17 protein-coding genes are annotated in these 20794 nt (G+C 73.2%); 7 read left to right on the forward strand and 10 right to left on the reverse strand.

All coding sequences use genetic code 11. The features are described from left to right. The 4 genes from CUT83_RS23355 to CUT83_RS23370 form a co-directional block, all read left to right on the forward strand. Positions 1–1194: cytochrome c oxidase subunit I (locus CUT83_RS23355; protein WP_101257814.1), on the forward strand; the 1194-nt coding region annotated here is incomplete at its 5' end. Positions 1195–1309: 115 nt separating this feature from the next. Beyond that, the gene (locus CUT83_RS23360) at positions 1310–1729 is read left to right on the forward strand and encodes a DUF2795 domain-containing protein (RefSeq protein ID WP_101257815.1); all 420 of its coding nucleotides are present in this window, start codon (positions 1310–1312) and stop codon (positions 1727–1729) included. Positions 1730–1931: 202 nt separating this feature from the next. Continuing rightward, positions 1932–2816, forward strand: a complete 885-nt coding sequence (locus CUT83_RS23365) for an SDR family oxidoreductase (protein WP_101257816.1) — start codon at positions 1932–1934, stop codon at positions 2814–2816. A gap of 167 nt (positions 2817–2983) precedes the next feature. After that, a complete protein-coding gene (locus tag CUT83_RS23370) occupies positions 2984–3433 on the forward strand; it encodes an SRPBCC family protein (protein ID WP_101257817.1) in 450 nt (149 codons plus the stop codon). 113 nt (positions 3434–3546) lie between these two features. On the opposite strand, the gene CUT83_RS23375 is transcribed toward CUT83_RS23370, so the two are convergent. After that, a complete protein-coding gene (locus tag CUT83_RS23375; RefSeq protein ID WP_101257818.1) occupies positions 3547–8121 on the reverse strand; it encodes a cation-translocating P-type ATPase in 4575 nt (1524 codons plus the stop codon). Positions 8122–8391: 270 nt separating this feature from the next. Here CUT83_RS23375 and CUT83_RS23380 point away from each other — a divergent pair, with 270 nt between their 5' ends. Continuing rightward, entirely contained in the window at positions 8392–10965 is a 2574-nt protein-coding gene (locus CUT83_RS23380) for an ATP-dependent Clp protease ATP-binding subunit (RefSeq protein WP_173915139.1), read from the forward strand. A gap of 96 nt (positions 10966–11061) precedes the next feature. Here CUT83_RS23380 and CUT83_RS23385 read toward each other — a convergent pair whose 3' ends face one another. Together CUT83_RS23385 and CUT83_RS23390 are read right to left on the reverse strand one after the other, a co-directional pair. Beyond that, positions 11062–11625 carry a hemerythrin domain-containing protein gene (locus CUT83_RS23385; protein WP_101257819.1) on the reverse strand — a complete coding sequence of 188 codons (564 nt, stop codon included), beginning with the start codon at positions 11623–11625 and terminating at the stop codon, positions 11062–11064. 241 nt (positions 11626–11866) lie between these two features. Next, the gene (locus tag CUT83_RS23390; RefSeq protein WP_093656464.1) at positions 11867–12751 is read right to left on the reverse strand and encodes an RNA polymerase sigma factor SigF; all 885 of its coding nucleotides are present in this window, start codon (positions 12749–12751) and stop codon (positions 11867–11869) included. A gap of 319 nt (positions 12752–13070) precedes the next feature. Here CUT83_RS23390 and CUT83_RS23395 point away from each other — a divergent pair, with 319 nt between their 5' ends. Continuing rightward, the gene (locus CUT83_RS23395; RefSeq protein ID WP_101257820.1) at positions 13071–13904 is read left to right on the forward strand and encodes an SAM-dependent methyltransferase; all 834 of its coding nucleotides are present in this window, start codon (positions 13071–13073) and stop codon (positions 13902–13904) included. A 104-nt stretch (positions 13905–14008) separates the two neighbouring features. Here the strand turns inward: CUT83_RS23395 and CUT83_RS23400 are convergent, their stop codons facing one another. The 7 genes from CUT83_RS23400 to CUT83_RS23430 form a co-directional block, all read right to left on the reverse strand. Next, entirely contained in the window at positions 14009–14203 is a 195-nt protein-coding gene (locus tag CUT83_RS23400; protein ID WP_101257821.1) for a hypothetical protein, read from the reverse strand. Positions 14204–14298: 95 nt separating this feature from the next. After that, positions 14299–14664: a phage holin family protein gene (locus CUT83_RS23405; RefSeq protein WP_101257822.1), complete on the reverse strand. Its 366-nt coding sequence runs from the start codon at positions 14662–14664 to the stop codon at positions 14299–14301. A 191-nt stretch (positions 14665–14855) separates the two neighbouring features. Further along, positions 14856–15842: a YihY/virulence factor BrkB family protein gene (locus tag CUT83_RS23410; RefSeq protein ID WP_101257823.1), complete on the reverse strand. Its 987-nt coding sequence runs from the start codon at positions 15840–15842 to the stop codon at positions 14856–14858. Positions 15843–15912: 70 nt separating this feature from the next. Then, positions 15913–16563, reverse strand: coding sequence for a DUF3618 domain-containing protein (locus tag CUT83_RS23415; protein WP_101257824.1), 651 nt, complete (start codon positions 16561–16563; stop codon positions 15913–15915). Then, positions 16539–16976, reverse strand: coding sequence for a phage holin family protein (locus CUT83_RS23420; RefSeq protein ID WP_101257825.1), 438 nt, complete (start codon positions 16974–16976; stop codon positions 16539–16541). Before CUT83_RS23420 ends, CUT83_RS23415 begins: the two co-directional genes overlap by 25 nt. Before the next feature lies 1 nt (position 16977). Next, positions 16978–17709: a hypothetical protein gene (locus CUT83_RS23425; protein WP_158239048.1), complete on the reverse strand. Its 732-nt coding sequence runs from the start codon at positions 17707–17709 to the stop codon at positions 16978–16980. Positions 17710–17899: 190 nt separating this feature from the next. Next, positions 17900–18736 carry a DUF2382 domain-containing protein gene (locus CUT83_RS23430; RefSeq protein WP_101257827.1) on the reverse strand — a complete coding sequence of 279 codons (837 nt, stop codon included), beginning with the start codon at positions 18734–18736 and terminating at the stop codon, positions 17900–17902. 233 nt (positions 18737–18969) lie between these two features. Between CUT83_RS23430 and CUT83_RS23435 the strand changes: the two genes are divergently transcribed. After that, positions 18970–20790: a glycoside hydrolase family 15 protein gene (locus CUT83_RS23435; protein ID WP_101257828.1), complete on the forward strand. Its 1821-nt coding sequence runs from the start codon at positions 18970–18972 to the stop codon at positions 20788–20790. The last annotated feature ends 4 nt before the right edge of the window (positions 20791–20794 follow it).

Consider the following 20794-nt stretch of genomic DNA (forward strand, 5'->3'; position numbering starts at 1 on the left):
TTCGGCACGATCCTGGGCGCGGTCAACTTCATCACCACGATCATCTGCATGCGCGCGCCGGGCATGACGATGTTCCGGATGCCGATCTTCACCTGGAACGTGCTGCTGACCAGCGTGCTCATCCTGCTGGCCTTCCCGCCGCTGGCGGCGGCGCTGTTCGCCCTGGAGTCGGACCGGGTGTTCCAGTCGCACATCTTCGACCCGTCCAACGGCGGCGCGCTGCTGTGGCAGCACCTGTTCTGGTTCTTCGGCCATCCGGAGGTCTACATCATCGCGCTGCCGTTCTTCGGCATCGTCTCCGAGGTCATCCCGGTCTTCAGCCGCAAGCCGATCTTCGGCTACATCGGCCTGATCGGCGCCACCATCGCCATCACCGGTCTGTCGATCACCGTGTGGGCGCACCACATGTTCGCCACCGGCGGTGTGCTGCTGCCGTTCTTCTCCTTCATGTCGTTCCTGATCGCGGTGCCCACCGGCGTGAAGTTCTTCAACTGGATCGGCACGATGTGGAAGGGCTCGCTGAGCTTCGAGACGCCGATGCTGTGGACGGTCGGCTTCCTGGTCACCTTCCTCTTCGGCGGTCTGACCGGTGTCCTGCTGGCCTCCCCGCCGCTGGACTGGCATGTGACCGACTCCTACTTCGTGGTGGCGCACTTCCACTACGTGGTCTTCGGCACGGTCGTCTTCGCGATGTTCGCCGGCTTCCACTTCTGGTGGCCGAAGTTCACCGGGAAGATGCTCGACGAGCGGCTCGGCAAGATCACCTTCTGGGTGCTGTTCATCGGCTTCCACATGACCTTCCTGGTCCAGCACTGGCTGGGCGCGGAGGGCATGCCGCGCCGGTACGCCGACTACCTGGCGGCCGACGGCTTCACCGCGCTGAACACGGTCTCCACCATCGGCTCGTTCCTGCTGGGCATGTCGTTCCTGGTGTTCTGGTACAACGTCTGGAAGACGGCGAAGTACGCGCCGAAGGTCGCCGTGGACGACCCGTGGGGCTACGGCCGCTCGCTGGAGTGGGCGACCTCCTGCCCGCCGCCGCGGCACAACTTCGTCACCCTGCCGAAGGTCCGCTCCGAGTCCCCGGCGTTCGACCTGCACCACCCGGAGATCGCGGCCATCGACCAGGTCGAGAACGTCGGGCGCAGGGACATCGCCGACGTCTCGGCGGAGCGGCGCGGCGACATGGGGTGAGCGCGGAGCCGGACGCAAAAGATCCGCAAACGGTGTAATCCAGGCATCCCCGGGAACGCGGTCCCCACGTCGGCGCACGCCGCCGGCCAGCGCTTCGACCTTTCGGGAGGACGAGATGGCCACGCACGGCAGGAACAAGACCGGCCCCGCCCGGGACGACGAGCTCAAGCACGAGATGGAGGGCGAGCTCCGCGCGGGCCGGTCCCTGCGCATGGAGGAGGACCACGAGCTCCAGCCCTCGGGCGAGGACCAGCCCGATGTGGACCGCGCGCCGAACACCGTGCTCACCGGCGGCACGCCCCCGGGGATGGACCACAGCGACGTCGAGGTCCGCAGTGAGCTGGCCCGGCACCTGGGCCTGGGGCTCTACCCGGCCGACCGCGACGCCGTGCTCGGCAAACTGCGCGAGAACAACGCCCCCGACCGTCTGCTGGGCCTGGCGGAGAGGCTGCCGGCCGGGCAGGAGTTCCGGAACGTCCAGGACATCGCCCGGGCCCTCGGGCTGGGCGTGGAGGACACCGGCCACCGCACCTGACCGCGACGGCCCGGGTGCGCCTCCCGCCGGGGACGGCCGGACGGCCGCGTCCGACCGGACGCCGCACCCGCCCGGAGCCTGAGGGCTCCGGGCGGGTGCGGCGTCTTCCGGGGGCGGATGGCGGCGACGGCGCCGAAGAGGGCCGGGGGCCGGGGGACCGGCGGTACGGAAGAGACGGCAGGACGAAGGAAGAAGGGCGGACATGAGCGACCAGGAGCAGCAGGACCCCACCCGGCGGCATCCACGACCGGAGTTCCCCCAGCAGGATCAGCCGCACCCCGGCCTGACCGGGCGGATGGAACCCGAGCCCGACCACGGCGAGTCGTCCTACCGGGGCAGCGGCCGCCTGACGGACCGGAGGACGGTCGTCACCGGCGGCGACTCGGGTATCGGGCGCGCCGTGGCCCTCGCCTTCGCGCGGGAGGGCGCGGACGTGCTGTTCACCTATCTCGCCGAGGAGGAGAAGGACGCCCGGGAGACGGCGCGGCTGGTCGAGGAGGCCGGCCGGAAGGCCGTGCCCCTGCTGTGCGACATCCGTGAGGAGTCCGAGTGCCTCAGGCTGGTGGACCGGGCGGTGGCGGAGTTCGGGCGCATCGACGTCCTGGTGAACAACGCGGCCTTCCAGATGGCGCAGTCCGAGAGCATCGAGGGCATCGGCACCGAGCAGTTCGACCGGACGATGCGCACCAACCTCTACGGCATGTTCTGGCTCTCCAAACTGTCCCTGCCCCACATCCCCTCGGGTGGCAGCATCATCAACACCACCTCGGTGCAGGGGTACAAGCCCAGCCCCCATCTGCTCGACTACGCGATGACCAAGGGCGCCATCGTCACCTTCACCCAGGGGCTCGCCCAGTACCTGGCCGAGCGGGGCATCCGGGTCAACGCCGTCGCGCCGGGGCCGGTGTGGACCCCGCTGATCCCCTCGACGATGCCCGACACCTCGGAGTTCGGCGCACAGTCCCCGCTGGGGCGGCCCGCCCAGCCCGCCGAGATGGCCCCGGCCTACGTCTTCCTGGCCTCCCAGGAGGCGAGTTACATCACCGCCGAGATCGTCAACGCCACCGGCGGGACCCCGCTGCCCTGACGCTCCGCCGGCAGGGCCCGCGGCGCTGACGGGTACTGACGGGCGCTGACGGGTGCTGACGGGTGCTCACCGAAAGCACCCGCATGGCCGCACCCCTTCCGGGTAGGCGTGAGGCTACGACACAAAGCGTCACATACCAGTCATCACAGCGAGAGAAGGGATGCTGGATGTCTCACGTCGAGGAGTCGATCGAGGTCCGCGTGCCGGTGCGCACCGCGTACAACCAGTGGACCCAGTTCGAGAGCTTCCCCGAGTTCATGGAAGGCGTCGAGCGGGTCGAGCAGAAGGACGACACGCTGACCCACTGGGTGACGAAGGTCGCCGGCGCCGAGCGGGAGTTCGACGCCCGTATCACCGAGCAGATCCCGGACGAGCGGGTGGCGTGGACGACGGTCGACGGCCAGGCCAAGCAGGCCGGTGTGGTCACCTTCCACCGGCTCGACGACAGCACGACCAAGGTGATGCTCCAGATGGACCACGACCCCGAGGGCGCGACGGACACCGTCGGCGACAAGCTCGGTGTGGTCCGCCACCGCGCCAAGGGCGACCTGAAGCGGTTCAAGGAGTTCATCGAGAAGCGTGGCGCGGAGACGGGCGCCTGGCGCGGCCAGGTCTGATCCGGTCCTCCGGACCGCGAGGGGGCTCCTCACCCCCTGTCATGCGGCCGCGGCCCGTGACCACCTCCACGGTGGTCACGGGCCGCGGTTCTCCCGTGCGCACGGGTGGGGGCTCACTCCCCCGGCCGGTCCGGCGGCTGCGGTCCCCCGGCCGGCTCCTCCGCCCGCTCCTCGACCGGTTCCGGCGGGGCCCACTGCTCCGGCTCGGGCGCCAGCCTGCGGACCACCGGGGCCGCGGCGGCGCCCAGCAGCGTGGCCGTGGTGATCGAGCCGAGGGTGATGCCCCAGGCGACGGGGCCGAGCGGGGTGCAGCCGAAGAACTGGCTGACCCCGGGCGTCTGGATGACCCCCACCAGGGCCGCGGCCGAACCGATCCCGGCCGTCAGCACATTGCGGTCCAGTCCGCCGGTGAGCAGCGTCTGCGCGAGCTGGGTGCCCACCACCGAGGCCAGGGCCACCGTCCCGGCGCGCCGCCCCCGCCCGGTGAGCCTGGCCGCGCCCCAGGCCAGCCCGGCACCGAGCGTGGTGGTGGCGCCGCGCAGCAGCACCTCCTGGCTCAGACCGGCCCCCAGGGAACGGTCCGGGCCCTCGCTGAGCAGCCGCTCGCCGGCCTCCGTCGCCGGTTCGCGCACCGCGATGGCCAGTGCCGGGGCGAGGTCGGTGAGGAGGTTGACGAGCATGATCTGGCGGGCGTTCAGGGGGGAACTGCCCGTCAGTGCGGCGGCCAGCACGCTGAAGGCCACCTCCCCGAGGTTGCCGCCGACGAGGATGGCCAGCGCGTCGCGCACCGAACCCCACATCGCGCGGCCCTCCAGCAGCGCGGCGATGATCGTCTCCAGCCGGTCGTCGCCGACGACCAGATCGGCGGCGGCGGTCGCGGCGGGCGTGCCGCGCCGCCCGAGCGCGATCCCCACGTCCGCCAGCCGGATGGCCGGGGCGTCGTTGGCGCCGTCCCCGGTCATCGCCACCACCCGGCCGATGCGCTGGTACGCCTGGACGATGCGGACCTTGTGGTGGGGGCTGCACCGGGCGATGACGTCGAGCGTGGGCAGCAGTTCGTCGAGCTCGCCGTCGCTCAGCTCGTCGATCTCCGCGCCCGTGCACACCTTCTGGTCGGGGTCCTCGCTGACGGTGGCCGCGATGGCGTCCGCGGTGGCGGGGTGGTCGCCGGTGAGCATCACCGTCTGCACGCCGGCCGCCCGCAGCCGCGCGGTGGCCGGCGCGGCCGAGGAGCGCACGGGGTCGGCGAGGGCGACGAAGCCGAGGAACGTCAGGCCGGCGACGGCCTCGTCGGTGAGGTCCTCCCCCTCCTCCAGCGTGCGCTCCGCCACGGCCAGCACCCGCCGCCCGGCGCCGGCGAGTTCCTCGGCCGCGCCGGTCAGGCGCTCGCGGGCCGCCGCGTCGAGCTCCTTCTCCTTCCCGGCGTCCTTGCCCGCGTCCTTGCCGCCGCTCCCCTCCCGCAGCCGGGTGCAGCGCTCCAGCACGTTCTCGGGCGCGCCCTTGACGCTGAGCAGCATTCCGCGCGAGGTGCGGCCGGCGGTGGCGTGGTAGGCGCGGGACGGCTCGAACGGCAGGGCGTCGGTGCGCCGCCACTGCGACGCCCCCTGGCGTACGGCCACCTTCGCCCGCCGGGCCCCGGCCGCCACCGCGCGGTCGGTCTGGTGCTCCATGGGCTCGGAGGCGCGGGCCGGCGGGGTGGCGCGCAGCGCGGCGCCCAGGATCTGCTTGCGGGCGGTGTCGAGCCGGTCGGCGGGCAGCTCGCGCCGGCCGTCGCTGACGGCGGCGAGCTGCAGATCGCCCTCGGTGAGGGTGCCGGTCTTGTCGAAGCAGAGCACGTCGGCGCGGCCGAGCGCCTCGATGGTGCGGGGGTTGCGCACCAGCGCGCCGTGGTCGGCCAGGCGGCGGGCGGCGGCGAGCTGGGCCGCGTTGACCAGCAGCGGCAGCCCCTCGGGTACGGAGGCGACGGCCAGGTTCACCGCGGAGGCGAGCGTGTCCGCCAGAGGGCGGCCGTGCAGCAGCCCGGATCCGGCGACCGCGGCGGCCGAGCCGAGCGCCAGCGGCAGGCTGGTCTTCGTCAGGGCGTGCAGCCGCGACTCCACCCCGGTGTCGGGGGCCTTCTGGCGGGCGGTGGCCAGGCTGCGCCCGACCTCGGTGGCCGATCCGGTGGCCACCACGACGGCCACCGCGGTGCCCGCCGAGACGGTGGTGCCCTCGTAGAGCATCGAGCGGCGGTCGGCGATCTGCGCGGCGACCACTGGAGCCGGGTCCTTGGCCACCGGCAGGGACTCGCCGGTCAGCGAGGACTCGTCGACCTCCAGCCCCTCCCCCCGCAGCAGCCGGCAGTCGGCGGGGACGACCTCCTGGGAGCGCAGCACCACCACGTCCCCGGCCACCAGGTCCCCCGCGGCCACCAGGCGTTCGGCCCCGCCGCGCCGCACCCGCGCGCCGATCGCCGAGCGGGCGAACAGTTCCTCCAGAGCCTTGTCGGTCCTGACCCGCTGGACGGCGCCCACCAGTGCGGACGCGCCGGTGATGCCGGCCACCAGCCCCGCGTCGGTACGCGATCCCACGGCCGCCGACAGGGCGGCGCCCGCCGCGAGCACCGGAGTGAGCGGATTGGCCAGCTCCTCGATGAACGCGGCCGGCAGGCCGATGCGGGCCGGCTGTCCGGAGGCGGCCTCCCGGCCCGCCCTGCGCCCGGCCTCCTCCCGGCTCAGGCCCTCGTCGGTGCTGCCCAGCCGCTCCAGCGCGCGGTCGGCGGGCATCAGATGCCAGGGGGTGGTCTCCACCGGCGGGGTGACCGGACGGGACAGCAGTTGCCGGGCCCGCCAGGTGCCCAGGCAGAACGCCGCGGTCCCGGCGCCGGTGCCCGCCGCGGCGCCGCGGGCCGTCGCCCGGGCGGGAGGCGCCTGGAGGGCCGCGACGGCGCCGACACCGCTGCCGCCCGCGGCCAGGAACCGGCTCTCCCGGTCGACCTGGGAGGCCACCCCGACCGCGTCCACGACCAGGCCGGCCGACTCCAGGTCGGTGCCGATCAGGATGTGCGCGCCCCAGGCCGGCGGTTCGCCCTCGCGGTGCACGCCGATTCCGCAGTCGGCGGCGGCCAGCGCCCGCCGGTCGCCCGACAGCAGCAGCACCACCGCGCCGTCCGCCTGCAGCCCGCGCAGGGAGGCGGTGAGGCGGTCGCCGCCGGGGACGACGGCGTCGGCGAAGCCGAACGCCGGCTCGGGGCGGGCACTGGCCAGGACCACGCGCGCCCCTGCGCGGCGGGCCGCGGCCGCCACCGCGTCCGCGCCCGGGGCCTTCTGCCGGGCCAGGCCGGCGACGGCCTCCAGCCGCCCGCCCCTGGCCAGGCCCAGGACGCTCTCGCTGCCCTGCCTGCGCAGCCGGGCCGCCGCCCGCGCCCCCTTGCGCCCGGTCAGCTCCAGTTCCTCCAGCGGCCCCAGGACCCAGCCGTCCTCGTCGCGGTGGGTCTCGCCGATCCTCTCGGGGACGAAGAGCGCGAAGAGCCGCTCGGCGGCCTCCCGCGGGTCGGCTCCCTCCAGCGGCACCAGGTCGGCCAGTTCGTGGTGGCTGCCGCTGAGCGCCTCCTCGTCCAGCACGACGGTGTCCGTCTGCCCCAGACGGCGCAGCACGCTCCGGTCCATGACGGTCGCCCCCCGCAGCGCCAGGGCGCGGCCGAGGGTGGTGGCGAAGCCCTCCCGGCCCGCGTCCGGGGCCTTGGGCACGCCGGAGAGCGCCACCGCCAGCCCGCGCCGCGGTCCGGCGAACGGCGCGGTCGCCGCCCCGGCCGCGGCCGTCAGCGCCATCGAGCGCTCGACGTAGCGGTCGACGGCGTCGGGGGGCGGGGGCACGGGCCGTTCCACCGCGACCGGGCCGGCCGCCGCGTCCTCGGGGCTGCCCACCAGCCTCGCCTCGGCCTCCTCCCATGCCATGCGGTAGGCCCCGGCCTCCCGCCACTGCGCCATGCGCTCCACGACGTCGAGCACGAGGCCGCCGCCGCGCGTGGCCACGCCCTGGGTCAGGGCGGTGAGCACCGGCAGCAGGGAGTCGGCCTGCTGCGGGTCGTGCAGCCCTCTGGCGACCAGTTGCCGCAGCCGCGGATGGCGGGCGACGGCCCCGGTGAGGGCGGCCACCTCGGGCGGCAGCGGCGTCCAGGGGGCCACCCGGTTGAGCGTGGACAGCCCCAGCCCCACCACGTCGGCGGCCAGGGCGGTGACGGACTGACCCGTCCGCGGTCCCTCGCAGGGGTGGTGCGGCTCCTGGCACCACTCCTCGTGCTCCTCGTCCGCGCAGGGGACGTGCCCCTCCGCGCGCTCCACCAGCGCCACCAGTTCGCGTTCGGGCGGCGGCGGGGACTCCAGCGCCACCACCACCCGCCCCGACGGCGCGTTCACCCGTGCCCACAGCACCCCGGGGTGCCGCTCCAGGACGCGTTCCACGCGCCGGGCGGTCCGCTCGCCCTCCGGTGTGTTGACCCCGTGGACGGTGATGTAGCAGCGCCCCGGCCGGGACCACACGGCCCGGCGCGACAGTCCCGTGAACTGCCCGGCCAGCCGGCCGGCGGTGCCCACCGCCTCGCGCGCCCCGGCCTTCACCCCCCGCGGCACCAGACCGGCCGGCGAAGGCACCGGCAGACGCAGACCGGGCAGCCCCGGTACACCCGGCAGACCCGACAGCAACGACATCGACCGTGCCCTTTCGACCCCGAACCGACAGACGAACCCGCGGGCGGCCCCGCGGACAAGCGGCACCACCGGCACAGTCCCCGCCGAAGGAGTCGCACGCTCCGGATAACCCCGTACGTCCGGCTCACACCTGCCGGCCGCGTCGCTCGCGGACAAGTGGGGCCGTACCCGACGTGTCGTACCGGCCCGAGGGGGAACCCCGGTGCGTCGAGACAGACGCACCGAGACAGCAGCGCGGCCCGGTCCGCCGGGCCGGCGGGATGGACATCTATGACCAGCGGGTACATGGGTCCCGAGGACTTCGGCCGGGATCCGCTCGGAGAGTTCCTCGCGCGCTTCCTGGGCGCCTCGTCGTCGGGCGGGCAGCGGCCGGGGCCCCGGTACTTCGACTTCGTGCGGCTGATGAGCGAGCCCGCCCGGCAGCTCGTCTCCTCCGCGGCCTCCTACGCCGCGCAGCACGGCAGCACCGACCTCAACACCGAGCATCTGCTGCGGGCGGCGCTCACCACCGACCCGACCCGCGCCATGGTCTCCCGCGCCGGCGGCGATCCCGACACCATCGTCTCCGAGATCGACCGGCACTCCGGGGACGGTCCGCCGCGCTCCTCCCTCTCCGTCAGCCCCGCCGTCAAGCGTGCCCTGATGGACGCCCACCAGGTCGCCCGCTCCTCCGGTTCGTCCTACATCGGCCCGGAGCACGTGCTGGTGGCCCTGGCCGCCAACCGGGACTCCGCGGCCGGCCAGATCCTCAACGCCGCCCACTTCGATCCCCGCTCCGGGCTTCCGGAGGGGCCGCAGCCCGGCGGTCCGGGTCCGGCCGGCGAACGCCCGCCCGCCCCCGGAGGACGCCCCGGGGGAAGTGGCACGCCGAACCTGGACAAGTTCGGCCGCGACCTGACCGAGCTCGCCCGCGAGAGCCGTATCGACCCGGTGATCGGCCGCGACGAGCAGATCGAGCAGACCATCGAGATCCTGGCCCGGCGGGGCAAGAACAACCCGGTGCTGATCGGCGAGGCGGGCGTCGGCAAGACCGCCATCGTGGAGGGCCTGGCCCAGCGCATCACCGACGGCGACGTGCCGGACAACCTGCTGGGCCGCCGCGTCGTCCAGCTCGACTTCGCGGGCGTGGTCGCCGGCACCCGCTACCGGGGCGACTTCGAGGAACGGCTCAGCGGCATCATCGACGAGATCCGCGAGCACACCGACGAGCTGATCGTCTTCATCGACGAGCTGCACACGGTGGTGGGCGCCGGGGGAGGCGGCGAGAGCGGCGCGATGGACGCCGGCAACATGCTCAAGCCGGCCCTGTCCCGCGGCGAGCTGCACGTCATCGGCGCCACCACGCTGGAGGAGCACCGCCGCCACATCGAGAAGGACGCCGCGCTGGCCCGCCGCTTCCAGCCCGTCCTGGTCCCCGAGCCGGGCACGGCCGACGCCGTGGAGATCCTGCGGGGGCTGCGCGACCGCTACGAGGCGCACCACCAGGTCCGCTACAGCGACGAGGCGCTGCTGGCGGCCGTGGAGCTGTCCGACCGCTATCTGACCGACCGCTTCCTGCCGGACAAGGCGATCGACCTGATGGACCAGGCCGGCGCGCGGGTGCGGCTGCGCTCCTCCACCCGGGGCACCGACGTGCGGGCCCTGGAACGCGAGGCCGAGCAGTTGCGGCGCGACAAGGACCAGGCGGTGGCCGACGAGGACTACGAACGCGCCAAGGAGCTGCGCGACCGCCTGGCGGAGGTGGAGCGGCAGGCCGCCGAGGGGGACGGGAGGCAGCCGGTGGGCGACCGTATCGCCGAGGTCGGCGTGGAGGACATCGCCGACATCGTCTCCCGGCAGACCGGCATCCCCGTCAGCACCCTCACCCAGGAGGAGAAGGCCCGGCTGCTGGGCCTGGAGGACCATCTGCACCGGCGAGTGGTGGGCCAGGACGAGGCGGTCTCCGTCGTCGCCGACGCCGTGCTGCGCTCGCGGGCCGGGCTGTCCAGCCCCGACCGCCCGATCGGCAGCTTCCTCTTCCTCGGCCCCACCGGCGTGGGCAAGACCGAGCTGGCCCGCGCGCTGGCGGAGGCGCTGTTCGGCACCGACGACCGGATGGTGCGCCTGGACATGAGCGAGTACCAGGAGCGGCACACCGTCAGCCGGCTGGTCGGCGCCCCGCCCGGGTACGTCGGCCACGAGGAGGCCGGCCAGTTCACCGAGGCGGTGCGCCGCCACCCGTACTCGCTGCTGCTGCTGGACGAGGTGGAGAAGGCCCACCCGGACGTCTTCAACATCCTGCTCCAGGTGCTGGACGACGGGCGGCTGACGGACGCCCAGGGCCGCACGGTGGACTTCACCAACACCGTCATCGTGATGACCAGCAACCTCGGCTCCGAGGCCATCACCGGACGCGGCGGCGCGCTGGGCTTCTCCCCCGGCGCGGCGGGCGGCGAGGCCGATGAGGCGGCCCGCCGCGAGCGGGTGCTGCGCCCGCTGCGCGAGCACTTCCGTCCGGAGTTCCTCAACCGCATCGACGAGATCGTGGTCTTCCGGCAGCTCTCCGACGAGCAGTTGCGGCGGATCACGGACATGCTGCTGGACGAGACGCGGCGGCGGCTGCACGCCCAGGACGTGGAGGTCGACTTCACCCCGCAGGCCGTGGAGTGGCTGGCCCGGCACGGCTACCAGCCGGAGTACGGGGCCCGGCCGCTGCGCCGCACCATCCAGCGGGAGGTGGACAACCAGCTCTCGCGGATGCTGCTGGGCGGTGAGCTGGCGCCGCACACCCGGCTGCGGGTGGACGTGTCGGACGGCGCTCTGGTCTTCCACCGGGACCGGGCGGCCGCGCCGACGGCGCCGTAGGCGGCGCGCCCGGGCCCACTCACCGAGCCCCGTGCGGCGGCCGCCGCACGGGGCTCGGTGAGTGGCCCGGGGGGCCGGTGTCCCTCCGTCGTCTCCTCAGTGGCCCTTGCCCCGGCCGGTGAGGGCGTCGCGGAGCCGGTCGACCATGCCCGCGCCGGCGTCCATGACCTTGTTGGCCGGCGGGGTGTCGGGGGCCGAGGGGTGGGGGCGCGTCGGGGCGGTCCTCTTCGCGGTGCGAGCCTTGTCGCCCAGCCGGTCCAGCTTCTCCTGGGTCGCCGCCCGGCGCAGCCGCGGGAAGAGGTTGCGTTCCTCGTCGGCGATGTGGGAGCGGATCTCGGTCGTCAGCTCGGCGACGAGCCGGTCGAACTCGGGGTCGTCGGCGCCGCGCCCCTCCATCGCCTTCATGGTGCGCTCGGCCGCGGAGTGCTCCTCGATCTCCTTGTCGGCGATCTCGTCGCCGTCCGGCAGCATCTCCCGCACCGCCGGGTACAGGTACTGCTCCTCGGCGACGGAGTGCCGCACCAGCTCCATGACGGCCTGGTCGGCGAACTCCTTGCGCCGCGCGTCTCCCACGGGCATGGCCTCGATCCTGCCGAAGAGCTCCTCGACCTCCCTGTGGTCCGTGCTCAGCTCCTGGATGATGTCTCCGCCGTGTCCCATGGCCGGTGTCTTCCTTTCGCCGTCTGTCACAGGCGCCCGCCGAAAGGCGGGCACAGACACCGTGTGCCCGGAGTCCGGAACGGTTAACGCCCGGTGACCCACCGCCGTGCGCGCCTCTGCCCCGCGGGGGTCCGGGCGCGCCCGGAGGTGTGTCCGGGCATGCCGACGCGGGGCCCGCGGCCGGGAGGCCGGGCCCCGCGTCGCCGTGCGCGCCGCCCGCGGCGGGCGCCGGCCGTCCGGCTCACTTCTGGGTCAGCATGCCCTCGCGCAGACGTGCCAGCGCCCTGCTCAGCAACCGGGAGACGTGCATCTGCGAGATTCCCAGCTCGGCGCCGATCTCCGACTGTGTCATGTCGCCGCCGAAGCGCATCTGCAGGATGCGCCGGTCGCGCTCGTCGAGCTGCTCCATCAGCGGCTTGAGCGCGTGGAGGTTCTCCACCTTCTCCAGGGCCGGGTCGACGTCCCCGAGCTGGTCGGCCAGAGGAGTGTCCTTGCCCTCGTCGCCCACCGGGAGGTCCAGGGAGCCGGCGACGTAGCCGTTGCTGGCCACCTGCCCCTCGATGACCTCCTCGACGGTGACGTTCATGAACTCCGCCAGCTCCTCGGTGGTGGCGGAGCGGCCCAGCCGGCGGCCGAGCTCCTCGTTCGCGCGGGCCAGTTCGATGCGCAGCTCCTGCAGCCGGCGCGGAACGCGCACGGCCCAGCTGGTGTCCCGGAAGAAGCGCTTGATCTCCCCCACGATGTAGGGAACGGCGAAGGAGGTGAACTCCACCTCGCGGCTCAGGTCGAAACGGTCGATGGCCTTGATCAGACCGATGGTGCCGACCTGGACGATGTCGTCCATGGGCTCCGCGCGGTGGCGGAACCGGGAGGCGACGTAGTTGACGAGCGTCAGGTTGAGCTCGATGAGGGTGTTGCGCGCGTACTGGTACTCGTGCGTCCCCTCCTCCAGCACACGCAGGCGCTCGAAGAACAGCTTCGAAAGCTGCCGGGCGTCGCGGGGCGCGACCTTGCCCGCGTCCTCGATTCTCGGCAGTTCGGGCAGATCAGTGGAGGCGGTCTCCTGCTCCTGGTCCGGCAAGACGTCACCGCTCGTCAGCTGAACCTCCGGGCTCAGGCTACGCATCATGCCCTCCTCTTTTGATCTGTCATGTGCAGCACGGCGCGTACCCGGCCCCGAACAACTCACACGCCCATCCGGGTGAGGTTTTGCCTACGTACACACGATGTCTGTTAATCACCCGGGGTAAATGCCACCATAACGGATTTACTTCTCACAGCACGCATGCGTGAATGGCATGTTCGCGGTGGCCGGCGGGCCGCCGGCGCCGCTCGGCCTCCCGCCTTCCGCGCGACCACCGGCGCGCGGAGGGCGGCAGGTCCTAGGTTGTGCACGGCGGCCGGCCCGGCCGCCGTCACACAGGGCACAGGATCAGGAGGGCCCCATGACCGACGGCCGAACCCGCACCGAACGGGACGCGCCGCCCGCGATCGACCGCAGCGTCCCGCACTCGGCGCGGATCTGGAACTACTGGCTGGGCGGCAAGGACAACTACACCGCCGACCGCGAGGCGGGTGACCAGTACCAGGAGATCTTCCCCGGGATCGTGGAGCTCGCCCGCGCCTCGCGGGGCTTCCTCTCCCGCGCCGTGACGCACCTGGCCGGGGAGATGGGCATCCGGCAGTTCCTGGACATCGGCACCGGACTGCCGACCGCCGACAACACCCACGAGGTCGCCCAGCGGGCCGCCCCCGCCTCACGGATCGTCTACGTCGACAACGACCCCCTGGTCCTGGCCCACGCCCGGGCCCTGCTGACCTCCACCCCCGAGGGCGCCACCGCCTACATCGACGCCGACCTGCGCAACCCCGACACCATCCTGGCCGAGGCCGCCCGGACCCTGGACCTCGACCGGCCGGTCGGTCTGATGCTGATGAACATCCTGGGCCACATCGGGGACTACGACGAGGCCAGGGCGACCGTGAAGCGGCTGATGGCCGCCCTGCCGTCGGGCAGCTGCCTGGTGAGCAACGACGGCACCGACGGAAACGAGGCCTTCAACCGCGCGCAGCGGTTCTACAACGAGCTGGCCGGGGTCCCGTACCTGCTCCGCACCCCCGAGCAGATCGCCGGGTACTTCAGGGGTCTGGAGGTGCTGGAGCCGGGCGTGGTACCGGTCTCGCAGTGGCGGCCGCAGGCCCCGCCGAACGGAGCGTCGCCCTCCGGGGGCCTTCCCCCCGCCGTGGACGAGTACGGCGGGGTCGGCGTCAAGCCGTGACGTCCGGGAGCGCCGGGAGCGCACGGGGACGGTGACCGGCGAACGGCACCGCCCGCGCGTGGCGGGCGGTGCCGTGGAACGGCCGCGGGAGACCTGACGCGGCGCTAGGGGAGGTACCTCTCGACTGCGGCGGCTCCGTGCTCCTCCAGCTCCCTGCGCGCCTTCTCGATCCGCTCCGGCGTGGGTTCGCGGCCGGACAGCCTGACCAGATCCTCCGGATCCACCGGCTGCTCGCTGCCGGTGCGCAGGTGCGTCGGCCGCGGCGCGGAGGACTCTTCCTTGTCGTGTTCACCCTTCACAGCGAGCCTCCTCTGCTCGGTTCCACCCCCATGAGCGGGGTTGTCTGCTGCGTACCCCCGCTTTCCCGGCTGATTCGCCCGGGCGGCACGCACGGTCACGGGCCGGCCGGCTCCGGGCTCGCCCCCGAGGCGCGCCCGGCGGCCCTGAACCGGTCGCGGCCCAGCCTCACCATCGCCCCGGCCCCCGCGGTGTAGGCCAGTGAGAGCACGGCCGCCGCCTGCGCCGGGTGCAGGGCGGACTCCAGAGCCCGCAGCGCCGCCCGGTGGGCGGAGCCCACCGCCAGCAGCGCGCACACCCCGGCGCCGCCCAGCAGCGCGCCGCCCGCGCCCGCCTGCCGGGCGGCGGTCCGCAGTCCGTCGCCGACCCCCTGGAAGCGGTCGCGGAACAGCTCGGACGCCTCCCGGGTCACCTGCTCCACGGCGTCGGCGATGTGCTCGCCCGCGGTACCGCTGTGCGGCATCGTCTCCCTCTCCCTTCCGGGCCCGGTCCGCCCGGTGCTCGTGTTCCCGCCGCGCCCGGTGGCGCGGCGTCCCGCGCGTGCCCCGTACCCGCCGCGGCCCCTTCGATGCCCGCCTTTGTCCGGACGTGCGGCGGCCCCGGCCCAAGCGGCCGGGGCCGGCGTGCGCGGGGCCGGGGTGCGCGGGGCCGGGGTCAGTCCCGGCCGCTGGGGTTGTCGTCCGAGAACTTGCGGGTGTCGCGCGGCTCGACGTAGGGCTCCTCCTCGGCCGGGTGCCCGCCCTCGATGGCCCGGCCGCGCTCGAGCTCGGCGTTGAGTTCCTGGCCCAGCAGGATCACGATGTTGGTGATCCACAGCCAGATCAGGAAGATGATCACGCCGGCCAGGCTGCCGTAGGTCTTGTTGTAGTTGCCGAAGTTGGCGACGTAGAAGGCGAAGGCGGCCGACGCCACGATCCACAGCAGCACGGCGACCAGGCTGCCGGGGCTGATCCAGCGGAAGCGGCGCTTGACGTTGGGCGCGGCCCAGTACAGCAGCGCGATCATGAAGGCGACGAGCAGCACCAGCACCGGCCACTTGGCGATGCTCCACACCGTCAGGAAGGTGCTGCCCAGGCCGATGACGTCACCGGCCCGCTGTGCGATGTCGCCCGTGAAGACCACCGCGACGGAGCTCAGCGCCAGGAGCACCAGCAGGGTCAGGGTGACGCCCACCCGCACGGGCAGCGTCATCCAGATCGGGCGCCCCTCCTCGATGTCGTAGACGGCGTTGGAGGCCCGCATGAAGGCGGCGACGTATCCGGAGGCCGACCACACCGCCAGCGCGACACCGATGGCCAGCGCGAATCCGGCGGCGCCCTGGTTGTTCTGGAGCTGCGTCAGCATGCTCTCGAGGATGTCGCGCGCGGCTCCCGGCGCAATACTGCCGAGGTTGTCGATCAGGGGCTGGATCGCGGAACTGCCGATCACGCCCAGGATCGACACCAGCGCGAGCAGCGCGGGGAAGATCGACAGGACTCCGTAGTAGGTGAGGGCGGCCGCCCAGTCGGTGATGTTGTCGTCCTTGAACTCGGCGACCGTGCGCTTCAGCACGTCCTTCCAGGACCTCTTCGACAGGTCGGTGGGCTTCTTGGGGGCCTGCCCGGCGGAACCGTCCCGCTGTCGGCTCTCGTGCTTCGTCATGTGGTGGCACCTCGTCCGTTCCCGGTCGCCCCCGCCCGCGCGGGCGGGGGCGACAGCCGCGGAGCCTGTCTCAGTGCGCCGAGCCGGGGCCCTGGCGGCGGGTTTCCTCGGCCATGCTCTGCTTGGACCGCTGGGCCTGTCCCTTGACCTCCCCCGCCTGGCCGCGCGCCTCCTCGGCAGTGGTGCGGGCGGCGCCCGAGGCGGTCTCCTTGACCTGCTGGGCCGCCTGCTGGCCGGATTCCCTGGCGTCCTCCTTCAGGTGCTCCACGGACTCCATCGCCGCTTCCCTGACCGGCTCGGCCAGTCCGCCCGCCTTCTCGGAGAGCCGGCCCACCGCCTGCTCCTCCTTCTGCGAGCCGCGCAGCGCCGAGGCCGCCAGCATCCCGGCGCCGAAGGCGATCACACCGGCGGCCAGCGGGTTGCCCTGGGTCTTCCGCGCGGCGTGCTGGGGGGCGGCCTTGACGGCCTCGCCCGCCTGCCCGGCTCCCTCGCGCGCCTTGTCGGCGGTGTTCCCGGCACTGTCACGGACCGACTGCGTCGTGTCCGAGGTGGTTCCCATGACTCGCTCCCGTACTACGGTCATCCTGCCCCGCGCCCGCTCCTTGCGGCGGCGGACGGCGTGGCGGGGGTTGGCGTGGTCGGCAAGCCTGCCGACGTCCTCCGACAGCTCCTGCCGGGTGGTGTCGATCCGAGCCCTCAGCTCGTCGGGTGACGTGCCCATTCGGCGTCCTCCTTGAGGGTCTGGACGGTGCGCTCCGGCTTGGGGTGGACCTGCTTCATCTTCGAGCGGCCCATCACGTACATCACGGCCGCGGCCACGCCCCACAGGGCGGTGACGATGAGCGCCGCCCAGCCCCAGTCCATGACGTTGGCCAGACCGAAGGTGAGCGCCAGCGAGGCGAACAGGACGGTCATGTAGCCGGCGAACCCGGCTCCGCCGTACATGCCGGCGGCCTTGCCCGCCTTGGTGGCCTCCTCGCGGATCTCGGCCTTGGCCAGTTCCACTTCCTGCCGGAACAGCTTCTGCGCGTCCGAGGTGACCGCGGAGAGCAGTTCGCCGATCGAGGCGTCCTCCTGCGTCGTCCTGTCCCGGGCCTCCAGGTCGGTGTCCGGCCGGTGAGCCGTGTACGCCATGTCAGCCCACCTCCGGACGGCGGGGGACGTCGGGGGTCCCGTAGGTGCCGGTGGCCCCGTAGCCGCCGGTGCCGGTGGTGCCCGGGGCTCCCGGGGCGGCGCCGTAGGAGGGCTCCCCGTAGCCGGGCATCTGCCGGACCTCTCCGCCCGGGCCCGTGGGGACCGCGGCGCCCGGGGACGGCGGGTAGGCCTCGTAGCCCTGCGCCTGCGCCGTGCCGGAGCCGTCCTGCCCCTGCCGGGCCGACTTGGTGCCCGCCTTGGCCACACGCCCGATGGCGAAGCCGGCCAGCGCCGCACCCGCCAGGAACGCGCCCGGACGGCGGCGCGCGAAGGACTCGACGCCCTCGACCAGACCGCCGACGCCCCGCTCCTCCAGCATGTCCGCCGCGCGGCGGCCGCCGTCGGCGGCCTGGGACGCCAGGTTCCGCACCGGGGAGTCGGACCGGGTGTTCTCCGCCATGCCCGACAGGTCGTCGGCCCACTGGCGTATGGTGTCGGCCGTCCTCCTGGTCTGCGTGTCCGCCTCCTGCGCGGCACGCTCCTTGAGGTGACCCGCCATGTTGACGACCTGGTCGCGGGCCTCGCCCGTCACGTTGTGCGCCTGCTCCTTGGCGCTGCCGGCCACGGTGCCCGCGGCCTCCTTCGCCCGGTCGGCCGTGGCGCGGCCCTCCTGCTTCGCGGCCTGGCCTTTCTGCTGTGCGGGGCCGTTGCCCGTGATCGGAGATTCACTCACCGGTGCCTCCAGTTGGTCTTACGAAATTTGCCTTTTGCGTCATATGTGACTAGTGACTCACAAAGGGCGAGGTACCCGGCCTTCGACCCGGCATTCACACAACATTCCCTTTTGCCCGGCGCTCCGGCACGGCCGGGGCCCGTACGGAAAGGACGTCTCCGAACGGGCCCCTGGGGGTGGAACCGGCGGTTCAGCGGCGGCGGCGCCGCTTGTCGTCGGCCTCCTCCTCGATGCGCTCCTTGCGCACCTGCCCCTCGACGGTCTCCTCCTCGGTGCGCTCGTCCGTGGTCAGGCGCACCCGCTCCACCGGGCGCACCTCGGTCTCGACCACCGGGCGCTCCTCGTGCAGGGTCACCTCGTACTCACCCTCGGAGATCTCCGGGCCGCTCATGGCCTCGCCCCTGTTCTCCTCGGTGATGGGCTCGCGCTCCACGCGGACTTCCTCGCGCCGCACGGGCACCGTCTTCTGGACGTCCTCGGTGACGACGTACTTGCGCAGCCGGGCCTTGCCGGTCTCCTGACGCTCGACGCCGACGCGCATCTCCTCCTCGGACCGCGTCATGGCCTCGTCGCGGTCACGGCCGCGGGTTCCGCCCGCACCGGTGCGGCTCCCGGCCGTGCCGGCCGTGCCGGCCGTGCCCGCCGCGGCGGTGCCCGTGGTACCCGCGGCGGCGGTGTCGGTGCGGCCGGCCTCCTGCCCGTAACCGCCCCAGTCGACGCCGTAGTAGTCGTACAGCCGGCGCTCCTCCTGTTCGGACAGGTGCCCGCCCTGGTCCACATCGACGTGGGGAGCGTCCTTGACCTGGTCCTTGGAGTACGGCACCTCCAGATGGTCCTCCACCATGGCCGCGTCATGGATCGGGACGAAGGTCTCGTGGCTGCCGAAGAGCCCGGTGCGGACGCTCGCCCACTCCGGCTGGCCCGTGACGTCGTCGAGGAAGACGTGTCCCGCCTCTCCGATCTTCTTGCCCTCGGCGTCGTAGACCTGGTGGTCCAGTACCTCGGGTATCTGCTCCTTGGTGATCATGGGCTCTCCTCGTTGCCGGTTCCTCTGACTCCAAGACTGCGGATAACCACCCGAAAGGCCCTGGAAACCGGAAAAAGGGACAAAAATAGATCAAAATGAACAGTTCTCCTTCTCTCTCCGGAGCGCGGGCCCTCCCCTCCCCTCGCCCGCCCGCGCAGCGCCCCCCGTGTAGCGGCGGGCTCACCGGGTACTCCGGTCCCCGGCGATCCGAGCGGGCCGAAGGGAGACGCGGAGTGCCGCTCCGGCTTGAGGACTACGCCCTGCTGGGCGACACCCGCACCGCCGCGCTGGTGGGATACGACGGTTCGGTGGACTGGCTGTGCCTGCCCCGGTTCGACTCCGACGCGTGCTTCGCCGCCCTGCTGGGCCGTCCCGAGCACGGCCGCTGGCTGCTGGCCCCCAGCGACCGGGCCCGGCCGCTGGCCCGCCGCTACCGGGGCGACAGCGCGGTGCTGGAGACCGAGTACGCCGGCCCCGAGGGCCGGGCCCGGGTGACCGACTGCATGCCCGTCGACGGCGACCACCCCTCGGTGGTGCGCGTGGTCGAGGGCCTGGAGGGGCGGGTGCGGATGCGCTCGCTGGTGCGCCTGTGCTTCGACTACGGCGTCACCCCGGCCTGGCTGCGGCCCGAGGGGCGCAGGCTGCGCGCCTACGCGGGACCGGACGTGGTCGTCCTCGACTCCGGCGCGGACTTCACCGTGGACGGTGACGGCGGCTGCGTCGCCGACTTCTCCGTCGACGCGGGCCGGAAGGTGGGCTTCCGGCTGGCCTGGAGGGGCCTGCGCCACGGGGAGCCGGAGCGCCCGGACACCGCGGAGCTGGTCCGCTCGGTGGCCGCCACCGAGCGGTGGTGGCGGGAGTGGGCCGGCCGCTGCACCTACTCCGGCGAGTACCGCGAGGCGGTGGTGCGCTCCCTGATCACACTCAAGGCCCTGAGCTACTCACCCAGCGGCGGCATCGTGGCCGCCCCCACCACCTCCCTGCCCGAGCAGCTGGGCGGTGTGCGCAACTGGGACTACCGCTACTGCTGGCTGCGCGACGCCACCTTCACCCTCATGGCGCTGCTGGACTCCGGATACGAGCGGGAGGCGGTGGCCTGGCGCGACTGGCTGCTGCGCGCGCTGGCGGGCGACCCGCGGCGGATGCAGATCATGTACGGCGTCGAGGGCGAACGGCTGCTGAGCGAGACGGAACTGGACTGGCTGCCCGGTTACGAGCACTCCCGCCCCGTGCGCATCGGCAACGCCGCCTCCGGCCAGCTCCAGCTGGACGTCCACGGGGAGCTCATGGACGCCCTGCACCAGGCCAGGGCCCACGGCGTGCCGCCGGACCAGGACGCCTGGCGGGTCCAGCGCGTGCTGATGGACTTCCTGGAGTCCCACTGGCGCGACCCAGACAACGGCATCTGGGAAGTGCGCGGCCCGCGCCGGGACTTCACCCACTCCAAGGTGATGGCCTGGGTGGCCGCGGACCGGGCGGTCAAGGCCGTGGAGCGCTTCGGTCTGGAGGGGCCCGCCGACCGGTGGAGGAGCCTGCGGCGGGAGATCTTCCGCGAGGTCTGCGCGTACGGCTACGACCCCGACCGCGCGACCTTCACCCAGTTCTACGGCTCCGCGGAGCTGGACGCATCGCTGCTGCTCATCCCGTCCGTGGGCTTCCTGCCCGCCGACGACCCCCGCATGAAGGGCACCGTGGCCGCGATCGAGCGGGAGCTGGTCGGGGACGGCCTGGTGCAGCGCTACACCATGGGCGGCCGCACCGACTCCGTGGACGGCCTGCCCGCGGGCGAGGCGGCCTTCCTGCCCTGCTCCTTCTGGCTGGCCGACAACTACATCCTCCAGGGCCGCGTGCGGGAGGGCCGGGAGCTGTTCGAGCGGCTGCTCGACCTGCGCAACGACCTGGGCCTGCTCTCGGAGGAGTACGACACCGGGCACCGGCGGCTGGTCGGCAACTTCCCCCAGGCCCTCTCCCACATCCCGCTGATCGACACCGCGCAGAACCTGGCCGGGAGCCGGGGGCCCTCCCGCCTCCGCTCCGGCGACGGGCGCCCCTGAGCGC

Source organism: Streptomyces barkulensis, assembly GCF_002843305.1.
GTDB lineage: Bacteria > Actinomycetota > Actinomycetes > Streptomycetales > Streptomycetaceae > Streptomyces > Streptomyces barkulensis.

Coding starts and splice junctions, on each gene's coding strand:
- CUT83_RS23405 (WP_101257822.1), bottom strand. CDS start 14,664: ATGCCGCACAGCGGTACCGCGGGCGAGCACATCGCCGACGCCGTGGAG.
- CUT83_RS23420 (WP_101257825.1), bottom strand. CDS start 16,976: ATGGCGTACACGGCTCACCGGCCGGACACCGACCTGGAGGCCCGGGAC.
- CUT83_RS23410 (WP_101257823.1), bottom strand. CDS start 15,842: ATGACGAAGCACGAGAGCCGACAGCGGGACGGTTCCGCCGGGCAGGCC.
- CUT83_RS23370 (WP_101257817.1), top strand. CDS start 2,984: ATGTCTCACGTCGAGGAGTCGATCGAGGTCCGCGTGCCGGTGCGCACC.
- CUT83_RS23415 (WP_101257824.1), bottom strand. CDS start 16,563: ATGGGCACGTCACCCGACGAGCTGAGGGCTCGGATCGACACCACCCGG.
- CUT83_RS23380 (WP_173915139.1), top strand. CDS start 8,392: ATGACCAGCGGGTACATGGGTCCCGAGGACTTCGGCCGGGATCCGCTC.
- CUT83_RS23360 (WP_101257815.1), top strand. CDS start 1,310: ATGGCCACGCACGGCAGGAACAAGACCGGCCCCGCCCGGGACGACGAG.
- CUT83_RS23375 (WP_101257818.1), bottom strand. CDS start 8,121: ATGTCGTTGCTGTCGGGTCTGCCGGGTGTACCGGGGCTGCCCGGTCTG.
- CUT83_RS23365 (WP_101257816.1), top strand. CDS start 1,932: ATGAGCGACCAGGAGCAGCAGGACCCCACCCGGCGGCATCCACGACCG.
- CUT83_RS23430 (WP_101257827.1), bottom strand. CDS start 18,736: ATGATCACCAAGGAGCAGATACCCGAGGTACTGGACCACCAGGTCTAC.
- CUT83_RS23395 (WP_101257820.1), top strand. CDS start 13,071: ATGACCGACGGCCGAACCCGCACCGAACGGGACGCGCCGCCCGCGATC.
- CUT83_RS23385 (WP_101257819.1), bottom strand. CDS start 11,625: ATGGGACACGGCGGAGACATCATCCAGGAGCTGAGCACGGACCACAGG.
- CUT83_RS23390 (WP_093656464.1), bottom strand. CDS start 12,751: ATGCGTAGCCTGAGCCCGGAGGTTCAGCTGACGAGCGGTGACGTCTTG.